The organism is Mycobacterium sp. (assembly GCF_040509115.1).
GTDB lineage: Bacteria > Actinomycetota > Actinomycetes > Mycobacteriales > Mycobacteriaceae > Mycobacterium.
The window spans coordinates 1-15,735 of record NZ_JBEVLO010000040.1; the positions used below are offsets into that span (position 1 = coordinate 1).

Genomic DNA, 15,735 nt, shown 5'->3' on the forward strand with positions numbered 1-15,735 from the left:
GAGTACTCCTGCGGCGGGCGGACATCGACCGGCAGTTTCCGGGGCTGCTGTCCCTGGTAGTTGCTGAGACCAGCCGATAGCCTCAGCCGGGCTCGTCTAAGTGAGGGCTAGGTCGCCGGACCATCCGCGGGCCAGCCCAGGGCGAGATCTACCGCGGTGGCTCGGTACGCCCTGACTCTCGGTTGCCACTACGGCTCGAGGCGTTCCCCTGACTCCACTGCAGTCGCGCCCCGCGTTGCGCTCGGCCGCAGAGATCGCCTCAGCCAACATGTTCACGATTGGGGTGGCATGTCCGTCTCGCGGGCGTGAAGGACGGACTGAGGGCGGACCGGCAGTGAACGTACTCTGTAGCCCGTAGCGTGGAAGATGGCATTCGTGATAGCAGCTGAGCTGCCAACGACTCCAATCTCGCCGGCGCCCTTGGCATTTGACGGATCATCGTTGGCGTCCTCGTCGAGCAGGACGACGTCGACGTGCGGCGCATCGGCGTGGCTCAGGATGTGGTAATCGACGATGCCCGTGGCGAGCAGCCGAGCCACACCGTCATCTGGCCGCGCATCCTCCATCAGGGCGTGGCCGATGCCCCACAGGAGCCCACTCTCGAGCTGTCCACGCGCGGCACCGGGGTGCAGCACAGTACCGATATCGAACACGCCGAGCATCCGGCGCACGCGAATGCGCCCGCGGTGGGCGTCGACACCAACCTCGGCGAAATGCGCTCCGACACTGAAGCGAAACCCCGATGCGGCTTCTGGACCGGATTGGACGAAGTCTCCGCGCAACGCCTTCGCCGCCTCCCCTTCGACGTACCCATCCGGAATGTGTGTGGCCTCGGCTTCGATGGTCCGCGTCGGTCCGACCACCAGCACGTCCCGCCCGTAGAGGGTGAGCAGCCTGGTCGCTGCCGAGACTGCGGCCGCGACCGCAGTCGCCGAGCTTGCCGAACCCGCCGCCATCGGCGCGAGGGGAAGGTCACTATCGCCGAGATCGACCGTGACCCGGCCCAGCGGTATCTGCAAGGTCCGCGAGACCGCGACCGCGACTGCCGACGCCAGGCCGGTCCCGGGATCGTGGGCAGCAAGGCTCACCGTGAGAACGCCGGCGGTTGTCAGGCGGACGCGGGCGCGGGTCAGACCGCCGCGGTACCCCGGATAATGGGCGACGGCCAAGCCCCAACCAAGAACTTCGCCGGTCGTCGTATCGTGCATGCTCCCCACTGCAGGATTTCGCGTCGGCCAGCTGAAGCGGTCGGCACCCGTCTGCAGGCATCGCCTCAAACCTTGGGTGCCGTTGGCCTTCGCTGTCTCGCCAGTGTGGAGGTTTCGCAGGCGAAGCTCCAGTGGGTCGATTCCGCATCCAGCCGCAAGTTCGTCGAGGGCCGACTCCAGAGCGAAGGCGACCGGATACTCCAGTGGCGCACGCATGAACCCGGGTGTCGTCAGGTCGACGGGCACCACACTCTCTCGATGCCGCTGGGAGGGGATTGCGTAGAGTCTTGCGGTCAGCGAGGTACCCGGCAGTGCCAGGTGGTCACTGCGCGACGTTTGGCTGCGCACCCGGTGTTGGTAGGACTGCAGCGCGCCGTCGGCGGTCGACGAAAGCTGAACACGGTGCTGCGTTGCGGCTCGATATGACCCGAGTGTCGCCATCTGCGCGCGGTCGACGTGCAGTCGTACTGGGCTGCCCAATCTTCGTGCTGCTTCGGCCACGTAGACCGTGTGCCAGAGGAGCAACACTCGGCTGCCGAAGGCGCCCCCCACCACGGGGCTTACCACCTGCACACGTTCGACTGGGACTCCCAACGCGTGTGCCAGTCCGCGGGCCTCGCCGACTACCCATTGCGACGGGCTTGCTACCACCAGTCGCCCCGAGGACCAGTCGGCGCGGGTTGCGTACGGTTCGATGGGGTGGTGAAGCATTGGAGGAGTGCCGTATTCGGCGTCGATCGTCACGTCGTCGCCGAAAGCGCGGTTTGCCATCGGCCGCGGGGTGGCTGGGGCGCTGACGAATGTGAAGATCTCCGTGTCCGTCGCAGGTGCCGCTGCGGAGGGGTCGATGGTCGCGCCGACGGGTTCGATGGTCCACGTCACCAACGCTGCCGCGTGTCGCGCCTGCTCCACTGTCGTGGCCACCACTAGTGCGATGAGCTGTCCGTGGTAGCGGATATCAGGACCGGCCATGGGCGCGAAGGATGTGTGGAAGTGGCCTCCGTCATAGAGGAATGTCCCCGGTCCAACCCGTTCCTGAAATTCGCGATGGGTCAGTACCGCCTCGACGCCGGGCAGTGCCGTGGCGGTCTCGGTGTTGATCTCGGTGAGTGTGCCTCGTGCTTGGTCTGCCAGTACTAGGACGGCGTGGAGGTCATCACTACCGGCGTAGTCACTCGCATACCGTGCGACCCCGGTGACTTTGCTCAATGCGTCAATGCGCGTTGCCTCACCGGACGGCATGGGCGGCCCGTGCTGCGGCTTCGGTTAGCGCTTGCGTGACGGTGTCACGACACCACGCGACTGCATGGTCAGGTCCGTTTAGTCCAGCTACCACCGCGGCGGCGGCGGCTTCGAAACTACTGCGCTGCAGCGGCTTTCCAATGAGTACTTGCTCGGCACCAGTCATCCGGTGCGGATGTGTCGACTGCGCTCCGATCGCGATCCGGGCACTTACTACGGTGTGGTCGGCGACTTCCAGGGCCGCCGCCGCCGAGGCCGAAGCGAACGCGAAACTCGCACGTTGGCGCCGTTTGACGAATGCCGAGAAGCTGGAGAACTCCGGCACGAAGATGCGGGTGATCAAAGCGCCCGCCTCCAGTGCAGGCCGATCAGCCGGATCTGGAGGACGAAGGAGATCGGTCACGCCTACCTGCCGCGCACCCGACTGGGACTGCACCTCGACCGTTGCTTCGTAGGCAGCCAGCGCGACGGCGAGATCACCCGGGTAGGTTGCCATGCACTTCTGGTGTGCGCCGACCAGGGGTGGGGTGATGGTGGAAGCCATTCGCGCCGAACAAGGTTGTCGGTGATCGCGTCGGCTACACGGTGCGCGATGGTCGCGGTAGAAAACGCAACGTGGGCCTTGCAGGAGGTTGCCGCCGACAGTCGCTTGGTTGCGGATTTGAGCTGACGCGGCCTGCAGCAGCGCCTCTCTGATCGCCGGGAAGTTCTCTCCGACAAGCCTATTACGTGCCACCTCAGTCATCGTTGCGCAGGCACCGATGGCAATCGACCCGTCGGAATCCTCAATTGCGCGAAGGTCCTGGAGACGCGAGATGTCGATAAGCGTTGTCGGGCGGACGATCTTACAGCGCATGAGGTCTACCAGGGTCGTGCCTCCGGCGAGGACTGCGGCGCCGGGTTGGCTCAGCATCTCGACGGCCTCTGTGGCGTTATCTGGGCGAGCGTACGTCATTGGTTGCATTGAGGCTGCTCCCCACCACAGAGTTCAACGCCTGCCTGTTGGACAGCCCTGACGATTCGGGGATAGACCGAGCATCGGCATAGATTCCCGCTCAACGCCTCCGCCAGTTCGCGCGGTTCGAGCGCCACGCCTTCACGAAGGGCGCCAACGGCAGACATGATCTGTCCAGGCGTGCAAAATCCGCACTGGAGGGCGTCGTGCTCGATGAAGGCCCTTTGGACGGCGTGGAGTCCGTCGCTCGACGCCAAGCCTTCGATGGTCACGACCTCGCAGGCATCGGCGGTGACCGCCAACCGCAGGCAGGACAAGAGGCGTAGCCCATTCACGTGAACTGTGCACGCACCACAACCGCCCTGGTTGCAACCGATCTTAGTCCCCGTCAGTTCTAGGTCGAGGCGCAGGAAGTCAGCTAGAGATCGCCGAACGTCGATGACGGCAGAAACCTCTTGCCCGTTGACGGTCAGCGTGATCCGCCGAGTGCTCGTGTTCCCGTCAGTCACGGCTGCTTGCGCACCATCTCATTTGCCCGGGTGCGCGCAGACATGCCGACCGGTTCGGACAACGAAACCTCTACCGGGCGCTGGGAATTCGGGCGCCTGTTCAGCGTCTCCGGTCCCCACCACACCACAGCGCCGGTGAGAATCGCCACGACGAGCAACAGCGCGGCCACCGGCCAAGAGGCGCCGCCGCTCTGCACCACGAGTGCGGCGGCGACGGTGGGGGCAAACCCTCCGCTTAGCGCGCCTGCGAGCTCTCGGCCCAAACCCAACCCGCTAAAGCGGACTTGCGGGGGGAACAGCTCGGTGAAATAAGCTGCACTAGGTCCGAGCATTGCAGCACTACCAACTCCCACCCCAATCACCATCGCGATGATGACGGACGCGTTGGTGCCGATATTCGCGATCGCGAAGAACGGGAAGGCGAACGCCGCAGAAAACACCATGCCACCAAGAATCACGGTGCGCCGTCCGATTCGATCAGATAGAGCACCGAAGAGCGGCATCGTCACCATTGCGGCGATCGCGGCGCAAGATACCGAGATCGTCGCTGCACTTGGCGACAAATCCAGTTGCTGCGTGGCGTAGGCGATGATGAAGGTCAAATAGACGTAGGAGACTGCGCTCTGTCCGGCTTGGCTCGCCATTACGACTGCGAGCGGCCGCTTCTGGGTGCGGATGAGAACTCCCAACGGAAAGGCGGACACCGCGTCGGTCGCCTTCATCGTCGTGAACTCCGGGCTCTCGGCGACTCGAAGACGAATGACCAGAGCCACGCCGACAATGAGAATGCTGGCCAGGAACGGCAGTCGCCACCCCCACGTCAGGAAATCGTCCTCGGGCATTTGCAGAAGTGCGGTGAACGTCACGCTCGCCAACAGCAGTCCGGCGAAAACACCGACCACGGTCCATGAACCCTGAACTCCACGAGACTCGGGCGCCGCATGTTCGACTGACAGAACCGCCGCGCCGCCGAACTCGGCCCCCGCGCCCAACCCCTGCACGATGCGAAGCGTTACGAGCAAGATTGGCGCGAGGATTCCGATGCGGTCGTACGTGGGAAGCACGCCAATCAGCGCGGTGGCAGATCCCATGATGAGCAGTGTCAAGACGAGAATCTTCTTACGGCCGAGGCGGTCACCGAAGTGGCCGAACAGGATGCCGCCGACCGGTCGAGCTAGAAAACCAACGGCAAAAGTGCCAAACGCCAGGATAGTTCCCACTGCAGGATCGGTGGTCGCAAACATGACCCGGTTGAACACCAGCGCTGCAGCGGTTGCGTAGAGCGAAAAGTCGTACCACTCGAGCGTGGAGCCCACCAGAGCGGCGCGGGCAGCGGGGCCTATCGCACCACGGGGCCCTTGATGCTGATGCGTGGAGTCGCCTGTCATTTGTCTTGCCTCCCGTTGAGATGTGATGTTCCTTACTGTAGGATCATGTATCAAGTATCCGCAAGGCTTGGACATGAGAGTGTTTCAGCGTGAGCAGGGAGGTCTAGTGACAGAGTTGTTCGCGGATTTCAAGCACCCGTTGGACGACGTCCGCGTCGTAGAGATGGGTCAGCTGCTGGCTGGGCCGTTTTGCGGACAGCTGTTGGGCGACTTCGGGGCCGACGTGATCAAGCTGGAGATGCCGGTGGCTGGCGATCCCATCCGAAAGTGGGGGCGAGCCCACGTGGACGGCCGCCCGTTGTGGTGGCCCATCGTGGGGCGGAACAAGCGCTCCGTCACGTGCGACGTGCGCACTCCCGAAGGGCAAGACGTCGCTCGGCGCCTCATCGCCCAAGCTGATGTGCTGGTGGAGAACTTTCGTCCTGGCACTCTTGAACGTTGGGGTCTGGACTACGAAACGCTGTCCTCTACCAATCCTGGCCTGATCATGGTCCGAGTAAGCGGATTTGGACAGTCGGGCCCCTACCGCAACAGGCCGGGCTACGGCTCGATTGGCGAGGCGATGGGTGGACTGCGTTACATCACTGGACATCCCGAACTTGCACCCTCGCGTTGCGGTATCTCGATTGGGGATTCGTTGACTGCCACCTTCGCGTGTCTGGGCGCGATGGTGGCACTTCACCACCGAGAACGCACGGGACGCGGCCAAGTGGTCGATGCCGCGATCTTCGAATCGGTACTCGCAGTGATGGAATCGTCTGTGCCCGAATGGGTGCTCGGCGGCATCGTGCGCGAGCGCACCGGCAGCCGACTCCCCGGTGTCGCGCCGAGCAACGTCTATCCGACCGCCGACGGAGACATGGTCCTAATCGCAGCCAACGCAGACTCGATCTTCAGTCGCCTGCTCCACTTGATGGGTCAGCACGATCTCGCGGAGAATGCCGATTTCCTCAGCCACGAATCGCGTAACGACCAGAGCGACGAGATCGACCGCATGATCGGCGAGTGGACCCGTGCACAGACCACCGCAGAGTGCCTCCGGCGATTGGAGGACGCAGCGGTCCCAGCCGGGTTGATCTACACCGCTGCACAGATGGTGGATGACCCCCACTTCATCGCGCGAGACTCGATCACTTGGGTGCAGCACGAGGAGATTTCAGACTTTCCCATGCAAAATGTCTTCCCCCGTCTTTCGGCATCTCCCGGTGGCATCCGCTGGACCGGGGCGAGCCTGGGTCAGCACACGAACGAGGTTCTCTCGGAGGTTGGATACACGCCGACGGAGATAGCAGACTTACGCGAGAACGGAGCGATCTGATGTCAGAAACGCCTTTGGGCCGCGGGAGCCGCCAGCGTGCCAACCTCAGCGCCGACGTCGCCGAGCTGATCCGGGAACGGATCTTCGACGGGCGACTCACCGGTGGGGCACGAATCATGCAGGACGACATCGCCGAGGAACTCGGCGTGAGTCGGCTGCCGGTGCGCGAGGCCCTGATCAGCCTGCAGGTCGACGGATTGATCGACAACGAGCCCCGCCGTGGCGCGTTCGTGGTTCCGTTGGAACGGGAAGACATCGAAGACCACTATGCGATGTACGGCAACATGCTGGGGTTGGCGGCACGCCGTGCCTGCGGTCGGTTCGACGAAGCCGGATTGCGTCGGCTCGAGGATCTCATCGACGTGATGGGTCGGGATCCGGACGCCCCAAGCACGCACGAGGCGCATTGGGAGTTCCATTCGACGATCAACCAGGTCGGAGGAAGTCACCGACTGAAGGCCGTTCTCCGCCAAATGGCCCATAATCTACCCCGCTCGGTATACGACATTCCGCCTGCGGGCAATCCGGAAGCCGAACGAGGACACCGGGCAATCGTCGCTGCGCTGCGCCAGTGCGATCGCGACGTCGTCGCTGCCGAATGTCAAGCACACCTTCAAATAGATGGTGCGGCGGTCATCGTCGAACTCGCCCGCCGCGGGCTGCTGGCTTGACGGGCCACCGCATCATTCAGCAGCGCACCACCTGACACCAGTCGAGGTCGCTCGAAGCGCGACCAGCGTCGAGGAGAAGATCGTGAAGAATGTTCTGGACGGCATTCGTGTTGTCGAGATCGCGGCACTGGGTCCGGCTCCGTTCGCCGCGATGATGCTGGCCGACGCCGGTGCCGACGTCGTGCGCATCACGCGCCCGGACGATCCTGGTCACAGCGGCGGCATCCTCGAACGGGGCAGGCCAACCTTCCAGATCGACCTGAAGGACGCCGAAAGTCGTTGTGAGGTAGCCGCGCTCATTAAGACAGCAGACGTTCTGATCGAAGGCTTTCGCCCGGGAGTCATGGAGCGCTTGGGTCTTGGACCCGACATCTGCTTGGCGGAGAATCCGCGACTGGTCTACGCGAGGATGACGGGTTGGGGTCAGAATGGCTCGCTCGCCAAGCGGCCCGGCCACGACATCAACTACCTGGCCCACATTGGCGCACTGCACTGTCTCGCCCGACGAGACGAGCCGCCGATGCCGCCGCTCAATCTCGTTGCCGATTTCGGTGGTGGGGGAATGCTTCTCGCCTACGGCGTGCTGGCCGCGCTGATCGGTAGAGGCACGACAGGCCGGGGTTGCGTCGTGGATGCCGCCATGGCCGATGGCAGCAACCTGCTGATGGTCGGCGTATGGAGCAGATTGGCTAGGGGTTCTTGGAGCAATACACCCGGCACGAATGACATCGACACAGGAGCGCCGTACTACAACGTCTATGAGACCTCGGACGGACGGTACCTTGCCTTCGGCGCCGTCGAGCCAGCGTTCTACCGCCAAGCCCTGACCGTCTTGAAGCTGTCGCCAGATGACTTCGTGGCCAGCCAGCACGACCGGGCCGACTGGCCTCGGGCGCGCGAGGCGATCGCCAATGCTGTGCGCACGCGCGACTTCGCGCATTGGCAGAGTGCCTTCGACAACGTCGACGCGTGTGTCACACCGGTCTTGACCCTCGAGGAAGCACTCCAGACGCCGTTTGCGCGCGAGCGCGGACTGTTCACCGACGTCGACGGTGCGGCACACCCCTCACCCGCACCCCGGTTCGGTTACGCCACCCCGTCGCGCGAGGTCCCCGACGGTGATTCACTCCACGACATCAGTGAGCGATGGGGCAGGCAGGACATCCCCAAATGATCGAGCTCTCAGCAGATCCCATTGACCCGAACTCCTGTCGCGAACTTGCCCGCAACCTCGGTTTCACCGAAAGCCCCGTCTGGAACGGCAATCATCTGTACGTCACCAGCGTCAACCGAGGACTCATCTACCGGGTGAACCGCCGAGACGCCACCGTTGACCAGATTGCCGAGCCGGGCGGCGGACCCAGCGGCCTCGCGGCGGTGGGCAGTGACCTACTCATCTGTCAAGACGGTGGGCAGGCGTTGCGATCGCGATCATCCTCGAGGCAGGCTCCGGGCATCCAACTTCTCTCACGCGGCCGCGTTACCCACCTGTTGGGATCTCCTCTGGCATCACCGAGTGACTGCGTCATGGGACCCGATGACCGGCTTTGGATCACAGACGCCCCCGGCCGTGAGCTCGACCGTGAGCATCAGGTGACACCCGGCAGGGTTTGGGCGCTCGACCTCGAAACCCTCGCCATAGAGCCGATTCTGGTCGGATTGTCCTTCCCCAACGGCATCGAATTCTCTGCCGATTCGCGCTACCTGTATGTCGCCGAAAGTGCCACTCGCCGAGTGCTGCGCTTCGCGGCTGGGCCGAACGGTGCTTGGCAACAAGACCCTTGGAGAGCCCCCCGCCTCGACGGCGTGCCGGATGGCTTGGCCGTCGATGTGGACGACCACGTGTGGGTCGCTTGCAGCTTCAGCGGTGCGGTAGTCCGCCTGACACCCGATGGCGACGTCTGCGCACGGCTAGATTTCGGCATACGGGCGGTACCAACGGCACTCTGCTTCGCAGGAGCCGATCTGGAGGACTTGATAGTGACGTCCGCGCGCGGCGGAGCGGTAGTCAGCATCCCCGAATCGGCACACCATACCCGTGGCCGCGCACCCTTCGTCGATTGACTCTGGGCGTTGGACGAGCTCGGAACCTGCGCCCTCGGGCTAGCCACCCTCACCGCAATCACCATCCTGCCCACCGGGCGGGCCACAGGACCTCGCCACCGCGGCGGGAGAGAGAAGGAGAGCATGTCCAACGACACGAAGGTCGTTCTGATCACCGGTGCCAGCAGCGGCATCGGCGAAGCCACCGCGCTGCGACTGGCACGTGATGGGCACCGAGTCTTCCTGGGGGCCAGGAGGGCCGACCGACTCGAGGAACTGGTCGGTCGAATCACCAATTCGGGTGGACAGGCGGCATTCCAACGTCTCGACGTCACCGACGCCGCCGACGTGGAACGCTTCGTGCACGCGGCGCGGGACCTCTACGGACGGGTCGACGTCATCGTGAACAATGCAGGTGTAATGCCGCTCTCGCCGTTGGCCGCGAGGAAAGTCGGCGAGTGGGACCGAATGATCGACGTCAACGTGCGAGGCGTGTTGCACGGGATCAGCGCGGTGCTACCCATCATGGCAGCTCAAGGTGGCGGGCACGTCGTCAACGTCGCGTCGGTCGGCGCCTACGAAGTAGTGCCTACTGCGGCGGTGTACAGCGCCACGAAGTTCGCGGTGCGGGCGATCTCCGAGGGGCTTCGTCAGGAGTCCGCGGGTGACATCCGGGTGACTCTGATCTCCCCCGGCGTCACCGAATCCGAACTGGCGGAATCGATCTCAGATCCCGGTGCACGCAAGTCGATGGAGACCTACCGGGCGGTGGCACTTCCAGCCACGGCAATCGCGGACGCCATTGGATACGCGATCGATCAACCGCGGGAGGTCGACGTCAACGAGATCATCGTGCGGCCCGCGGCGAGCGCGCAATAGGACCGCCCACTCGGCTGCGCGGAGTGCAGGAGAATCCGTTCGCGCGACCGCGCACCGGTGTCACTCAAGGCCCAGCTACCGACCGAAGCCGGCGTCCCGCAGCGCCTGGGCCATCGATCCCGACGCTGGCGCCGCGGCCTCACGGCGGCCAGAGTCCTTGCCGCGGTTGGGTTTTGGTTGCTCCTGGCGGCCCCTCGCCGACCCGCCCCTCGCCGGCGCACCCTTGCCCTGGCCGCCGCCACCCTTGCCGGGTCCGCGCTGCTGCGGAGTATCGTCGAGGCGCAGCGTCAACCCGATCCGCTGCCGGTCCACGTCGACCTCGAGCACCTTGACCCGCACCACCTGCCCGGAGCGCACCACCTCGTGCGGATCCGACACGTAGCGATCCGACATCGCCGACACGTGGACCAGCCCGTCCTGATGCACACCGACGTCGACGAAGGCGCCAAACGCCGCCACGTTGGTGACGATGCCCTCCAGCACCATGCCGACCTTGAGATCCGCGACCTTCTCCACGCCCGCGGCGAACGTTGCCGTCGAGAACGCCGGCCGTGGGTCGCGTCCCGGCTTCTCCAACTCGGCGAGGATGTCGGTAACGGTGGGAATGCCGAACCGGTCGTCGGCGAAGTCCGACGGCTTCAGCGACCGCAACGACCGTTCGTTGCCGATCAGCTCGGCCAGCGTGACCCCCGACCGATCTAGGATGCGCCGCACCACCGGGTAGGACTCCGGGTGCACGCCCGACCCGTCGAGCGGGTCGTCCCCGTCGCGGATCCGCAGGAAGCCCGCGCACTGTTCGAATGCCTTGGGGCCCAAGCGCGGAACGTCCAGCAGCGCCTTGCGCTTGCGGAACGGACCCTGCTTCTCCCGATAGGCGACGATCGCCTCGGCCAACGAATCCGTGACGCCGGACACCCGTGCCAGCAGCGGCACCGACGCGGTGTTCAGGTCGACGCCGACGGCGTTCACGGCGTCCTCGACCACACCGTCGAGGCTCCGCGCCAGAATGCCCGGCGTCACGTCGTGCTGGTACTGCCCGACGCCGATCGACTTCGGCTCGATCTTCACCAGTTCGGCCAACGGGTCCTGTAGGCGTCGCGCGATCGACACCGCGCCACGGATCGTCACGTCCAGGTCGGGTAGTTCGTGCGCTGCATAGGCCGACGCCGAGTACACCGACGCACCCGCCTCGCTCACCATCGCCTTCGTCGGACTATCGGCGCCGGACGCCTTGATGTCGGAGATGAGTTCGGTTGCCAGCGCTTCGGTTTCACGCGACGCCGTCCCGTTGCCGATGGCGATCAGCTGAACGCCGTGGCGGGCAACCAGTGCGCCAAGCGTCGCCTTGGCCTGATCCCACTGCTTCTGGGGCTGATGCGGGAAGATCGCGCAGGAGTCGACCACCTTGCCGGTGCCGTCTACCACGGCGACCTTCACACCCGTGCGAAAGCCGGGGTCCAGGCCCAGCGTCGTCCGGGTGCCCGCAGGCGCCGCGAGCAGGAGGTCCTTCAGGTTCTTGGCGAACACCGCGACCGCGTCCTCCTCGGCGCGATGCCGCAACCGGATCCTGGCGTCGACGGAGGCGTTGACCATCAACCGCACCCGCCAGGCCAACCGAACGGTCGCGGCCAGCCACGGGGTGGCGGCCGCCTTCGAGCTCAGGTCGACCCCGAGGGTCTGGGCGACCATGGCCTGGTAGGCCTCTTCGTCGCCGCCGTCGAAGCTGATCGCGAGGATCTGTTCCTTCTCCCCACGCATGACGGCGAGCACCCGGTGGGACGGCATCTTCTCCAGGGGTTCGCTGAACTCGAAGTAGTCGCGGAACTTTTGTGCGGCAGGAGTTTTGGCCACGTCGTCGGACCAGGGCCCGGTCCTGAGCGAGCCCTCGGCCCAGAACTTCGCGCGGATGGTGCCGACGAGTTCGGCGTCCTCGGCGGCCCGTTCGATCAGGATGTGGCGCGCGCCCTCCAGCGCAGCGGCGGCGTCGGCGACGTTCTCGCCGACGAACTCCGCCGCAATGTCCTCGGGAACGAGCGTCGGGTCGGCGAGGAGCCGGTCGGCCAGCGGTTCGAGGCCGGCTTCGCGGGCGATCTGCGCCTTCGTTCGACGCTTGGGCTTGAACGGGAGGTAGATGTCCTCGACGCGGGACTTGGTGTCCGCGGTCAGGAGCGCGTTGCGAAGCTCCTCGGTCAGCTTGCCCTGCTCCTCGATCGAGGCAAGCACGGCGGTGCGGCGGGCGTCGAGCTCGCGCAGGTAGGTCAGGCGCTCCTCGAGCGTGCGGAGCTGGCCGTCGTCGAGGCTGCCGGTGACCTCCTTGCGGTAGCGCGCGATGAACGGCACGGTCGAGCCCTCGTCCAGCAACCGGACGGTCGCGGCGACCTGCGCCTCCCGAACATCCAGTTCCTCAGCAAGACGGGCGGTTACGGATTTGACCGGCGGGCTCGAAGTCACGCCGAGACCCTACCGAATGGGTCGGACGGGGCTCGTCGGAACGGCACAACGTGTCGTCTTGACCACCGCGCCGGTCGCACACGTTCTCGCGAGTGTGACCGAGGCCAGGAAGGCACCCAGCGCCATCCACCCGTCGACTCCGCTGAGCCCGTTCTTCGCCATCAGCAGTAGGGCGACGCCTGCGACGCACATCAGGGCGCCGGCGACGGTGGAGCTGGCCCCCGTCGCGCCGACCTTCGCGTCCCACCACGGCAGCGGTCGGTGCTCCAGCGGGGAGAGCAGTTTGAACGCGACGGCCATCACTGCCGCGAAGACGGTGGCCCGCAGCGCGAGGAGTCCGAGGAAGCCGGTCGCGTGCACGTCGTACGCGTCGAGGCCGAGGGCGTGCAGCGAGAAGGCGGCAACCGCGATCGCGGGGATGTGCCAGAGGTAGAGCGTCATGGCTCCCCCGTTGCCGACGGCGACGACCTGCCAGACGCGCGGCCGCTCGGCCCACCGGTGGATGGCGCCCGCGGCGGCGACGAACAGGCAGGACATCCAGGTGCAGTGCAGCGCAAGCAGCAGTGTCGGCGGGGAGGTATTCGACAAGCGTTCGACGCCGGTGACGACGAGGGAGACTTCGTAGGTGTCGGTCATGGCGAGGGCGATCTGGGCGACGAACGCGCAGGCGGCGACGAGGAGGGCCGCGCGGCGAGGGATGAGGCGACGGGCGTAGGCCGTGCCGATGGTGACGGGAATCAGCCAGACGATCAGGAAGTTGGCGACGCCGGCCATCGGGGTGCCCGCGGAGATGCGGATGGCGTCGACGGCAGCTGCGGCGCCGAGCAGCGTGACGACGAGCAGGGCGACCGAGCGGCCCGACTGCAGCCTGGTCAGGGCGGGGACGAAGGCGAGCACGACGAGGTAGACGCCGAGGAACCAGAGCAGTGCCACGCTTTCGCGGCCGAGGCCTGCGGCGGACTCGGCACCGAGAATCATGCGGACGAGCACCAGGCCGACGACCCAGGCCGCGAGGTACCAGAACACCGGCCGGCAGAGGCGTTGAGCGCGGGTGAACAACCAGGTGCCCCAGGGTGTGCCCGACTTCCATCCGTAGGCACCGGCGGCCCCGCCGGCGAGGAAGAACAGCGGCATGACCTGAACGACCCAGGTGATGGGCATGATCACGGGCAGCTCGCCAAGCAGGTTTCCGATGTGAAGGCCGTCGGTGCCGATGGTGGCGAGCAGAAGCGCGCAGTGGCCGAACATCACCACGACGAGGGCGGCGAGACGGGCTACGTCGACGGCGCGGTCACGACCGGCCGGGGTGGCGTTGCGGGTTGTGGGCGTGGCGTTGCGAGTGTCGGGCGTTGGCTTGGCAGTCGGCATGCAGTCAGCATGTCGAGGGGCAGGCAGGTGCGGATGAGTAGGACTACGCGTTCTGCCAGTTCACGGGGCTGCTCATCCGCCGCCGGCGTTTGATCCCGGAGCGCTGTTGCCCTTGGCGAAATGGGCGACACCGCCGGCGGAGGCCGTACCCGCTGCCCCATCGACGCAGAATACGTCGCTGCGGGTGAGCGATATCGCGTTCGGGCAGGACGCTCTGGGTTTCTATGTGGGCGCTTCGGTGCCCTACATTGCAGGTGATGCGTTCAGCACTGATTCTTCTCGCCGCACTGTTCGCCGTAGTGGCGCCGTCCACCGCCGCCCCAGCCGCTGCCGAGCCAGCGGCGTTGCCCGACCTGCGTGGATACACCTCGGTGGCACCCGATGGCTTCGTCTCCGGCAACGAGGCCTACTTCGAGACGCCCGACGGGCTGCTCTGCGCCATCCAGCCGGACCGGGGCACGGCGGGCTGTGACGGACGACTCCCGGGTACCCCCGCTGGCGTCAACGAGATCGCGTTGTCGGCCGACGCCAACACCCGAGGCCTGCGCGAGACGATCAACCCCAGCTTCGTGAAGGTCTCCGGTGATGCCGCTCGCGTGTTGCGCGAGGGGCAGAAGATCGCGTTCGGCGACTTCGAGTGCGGGGTGGGCACCGACCAGCTCACGATCTGCACGAAGGGCCAGCCGGTCGCGCAGTGGATGATCGTGTCGCCTGCGCGTTCCAGCATCGGTCCAGCGACCGCGGGGCTGCCGAACGGTTTCCCCGATCCGAATGACTTCGTCGGCACCGACGAGACCTACATCGTCGGGACTGGAGCGAAGAACTTGTTCCCGATCTTCGTGGTCGACGGGGGCCTGACGTGTTCGATCATGGTGTTCAGCGGTGGCGAGATCGGATGCGACGGCGTCCTGCCCCACGTCGCCGGCGCGGAGAACGAAGTCTTCACGCAACTGCCAGGACCGTCCGGGATCCGGCGGACCGACGACCCGAAGTTCGACACGCCCGCCTATCCGGGCCTCATCAAGCAGCTGCCCGTCGGGTACCGCGTGCACGGAGTCGGCTCGACGTGCATGGCGATCACCGGTGGGGTGGCGTGCGTCGGGACGCTGGCTGGTTCGGTCCAGGGATTCGAGGTCTCACCCGCGGGAGTGACGACCTTCGGCGGGACGCCGGCGCTTCCCGCACCGCCGCCGTACGCGCTTTCACGATCGCGTCAGCACCGACGACGGGATCGAGCCGCGCCCACACCGATGAGTAGCGACTCGTCGATCACAGCGATCACCTGGGTGGCCGGCCCCACGTCGGGGTGGGGATCTGGAGTGCGGACGACTCCTGGAGGCGTCCTCGCATTCGACTTTCCCGGTGTCGAGGAGCTGCGCGTGCAGGCCCGCTCGGTGGTGGTGACGAGGGGATGCAACTGCGGCTGCGGAACCGTGGACCTGCAGCCGGTCGCTGAGGACGTGCTGCGCTCGGCGGCTGCGAGTCCCGTCGAGATCACCGGCGACGTCCGCGACGCCGACGGCAACGTCGTGGGCGGCATCATCTTGTTCGTGGACGACGGCCTGTTGAAACCCGCTCGGACTTTGGTCGGAGCGGGTTTTCGCGGTCAGGCTGACAGGATTCGAACCTGCGGGCTATTCCGGTCGCCTTTGCAAGGGCGCCGACTTCCGGGAAACCAAGCGGCTGCCCACAGCAGAATGGGC

At 65.8% G+C, this 15,735-nt stretch carries 12 protein-coding genes and 1 pseudogene; 6 read left to right on the top strand and 7 right to left on the bottom strand.

Annotated features, from left to right (window positions below; all coding sequences use genetic code 11):
• Positions 1-272 precede the first annotated feature (272 nt).
• From ABW137_RS03320 to ABW137_RS03340, 5 genes and pseudogenes are all read right to left on the bottom strand, one after another.
• The gene (locus tag ABW137_RS03320; protein WP_526396861.1) at positions 273-2,417 is read right to left on the bottom strand and encodes a xanthine dehydrogenase family protein molybdopterin-binding subunit; all 2,145 of its coding nucleotides are present in this window, start codon (positions 2,415-2,417) and stop codon (positions 273-275) included.
• A gap of 19 nt (positions 2,418-2,436) precedes the next feature.
• Positions 2,437-3,405 (bottom strand): FAD binding domain-containing protein, encoded by a 969-nt coding sequence (locus ABW137_RS03325; protein WP_526396863.1) that lies wholly within the window; start codon positions 3,403-3,405, stop codon positions 2,437-2,439.
• Positions 3,402-3,662, bottom strand: coding sequence for a (2Fe-2S)-binding protein (locus ABW137_RS03330; protein ID WP_526396881.1), 261 nt, complete (start codon positions 3,660-3,662; stop codon positions 3,402-3,404). The genes ABW137_RS03325 and ABW137_RS03330 overlap by 4 nt, the downstream gene beginning before the upstream one ends.
• 81 nt (positions 3,663-3,743) lie before the next feature.
• Positions 3,744-3,914, bottom strand: a pseudogene (locus ABW137_RS03335) (2Fe-2S iron-sulfur cluster-binding protein); the annotation flags it as partial.
• Positions 3,911-5,230, bottom strand: coding sequence for an MFS transporter (locus tag ABW137_RS03340; protein ID WP_526396865.1), 1,320 nt, complete (start codon positions 5,228-5,230; stop codon positions 3,911-3,913). The gene ABW137_RS03340 and the pseudogene ABW137_RS03335, both read right to left, overlap by 4 nt.
• Positions 5,231-5,408: 178 nt before the next feature.
• On the opposite strand from ABW137_RS03340, the gene ABW137_RS03345 reads away from it, so the two are divergent.
• The 5 genes from ABW137_RS03345 (at position 5,409) to ABW137_RS03365 (ending at position 10,213) form a co-directional block, all read left to right on the top strand.
• Positions 5,409-6,620 (top strand): CaiB/BaiF CoA transferase family protein, encoded by a 1,212-nt coding sequence (locus ABW137_RS03345; RefSeq protein ID WP_526396866.1) that lies wholly within the window; start codon positions 5,409-5,411, stop codon positions 6,618-6,620.
• On the top strand, positions 6,620-7,291 hold the full coding sequence (locus ABW137_RS03350; RefSeq protein ID WP_526396868.1) for a GntR family transcriptional regulator: 672 nt from the start codon (positions 6,620-6,622) through the stop codon (positions 7,289-7,291). Before ABW137_RS03345 ends, ABW137_RS03350 begins: the two co-directional genes overlap by 1 nt.
• Before the next feature lie 82 nt (positions 7,292-7,373).
• Positions 7,374-8,465, top strand: coding sequence for a CaiB/BaiF CoA transferase family protein (locus ABW137_RS03355; RefSeq protein ID WP_526396870.1), 1,092 nt, complete (start codon positions 7,374-7,376; stop codon positions 8,463-8,465).
• Positions 8,462-9,355 (top strand): SMP-30/gluconolactonase/LRE family protein, encoded by an 894-nt coding sequence (locus ABW137_RS03360; RefSeq protein ID WP_526396871.1) that lies wholly within the window; start codon positions 8,462-8,464, stop codon positions 9,353-9,355. The genes ABW137_RS03355 and ABW137_RS03360 overlap by 4 nt, the downstream gene beginning before the upstream one ends.
• Before the next feature lie 123 nt (positions 9,356-9,478).
• Positions 9,479-10,213 (top strand): SDR family oxidoreductase, encoded by a 735-nt coding sequence (locus ABW137_RS03365; RefSeq protein ID WP_526396873.1) that lies wholly within the window; start codon positions 9,479-9,481, stop codon positions 10,211-10,213.
• A 75-nt stretch (positions 10,214-10,288) separates the two neighbouring features.
• Here the strand turns inward: ABW137_RS03365 and ABW137_RS03370 are convergent, their stop codons facing one another.
• Entirely contained in the window at positions 10,289-12,664 is a 2,376-nt protein-coding gene (locus ABW137_RS03370) for a Tex family protein (protein ID WP_526396875.1), read from the bottom strand.
• Between the two features lie 9 nt (positions 12,665-12,673).
• Positions 12,674-14,032, bottom strand: coding sequence for an acyltransferase family protein (locus ABW137_RS03375; RefSeq protein ID WP_526396877.1), 1,359 nt, complete (start codon positions 14,030-14,032; stop codon positions 12,674-12,676).
• Positions 14,033-14,289: 257 nt separating this feature from the next.
• Between ABW137_RS03375 and ABW137_RS03380 the strand changes: the two genes are divergently transcribed.
• A partial coding sequence (locus ABW137_RS03380; RefSeq protein ID WP_526396879.1) for a hypothetical protein occupies positions 14,290-15,735 on the top strand: 1,446 nt, incomplete at its 3' end.

Coding starts and splice junctions, on each gene's coding strand:
- ABW137_RS03325 (WP_526396863.1), bottom strand. CDS start 3,405: ATGACGTACGCTCGCCCAGATAACGCCACAGAGGCCGTCGAGATGCTG.
- ABW137_RS03350 (WP_526396868.1), top strand. CDS start 6,620: ATGTCAGAAACGCCTTTGGGCCGCGGGAGCCGCCAGCGTGCCAACCTC.
- ABW137_RS03360 (WP_526396871.1), top strand. CDS start 8,462: ATGATCGAGCTCTCAGCAGATCCCATTGACCCGAACTCCTGTCGCGAA.
- ABW137_RS03365 (WP_526396873.1), top strand. CDS start 9,479: ATGTCCAACGACACGAAGGTCGTTCTGATCACCGGTGCCAGCAGCGGC.
- ABW137_RS03375 (WP_526396877.1), bottom strand. CDS start 14,032: ATGCCGACTGCCAAGCCAACGCCCGACACTCGCAACGCCACGCCCACA.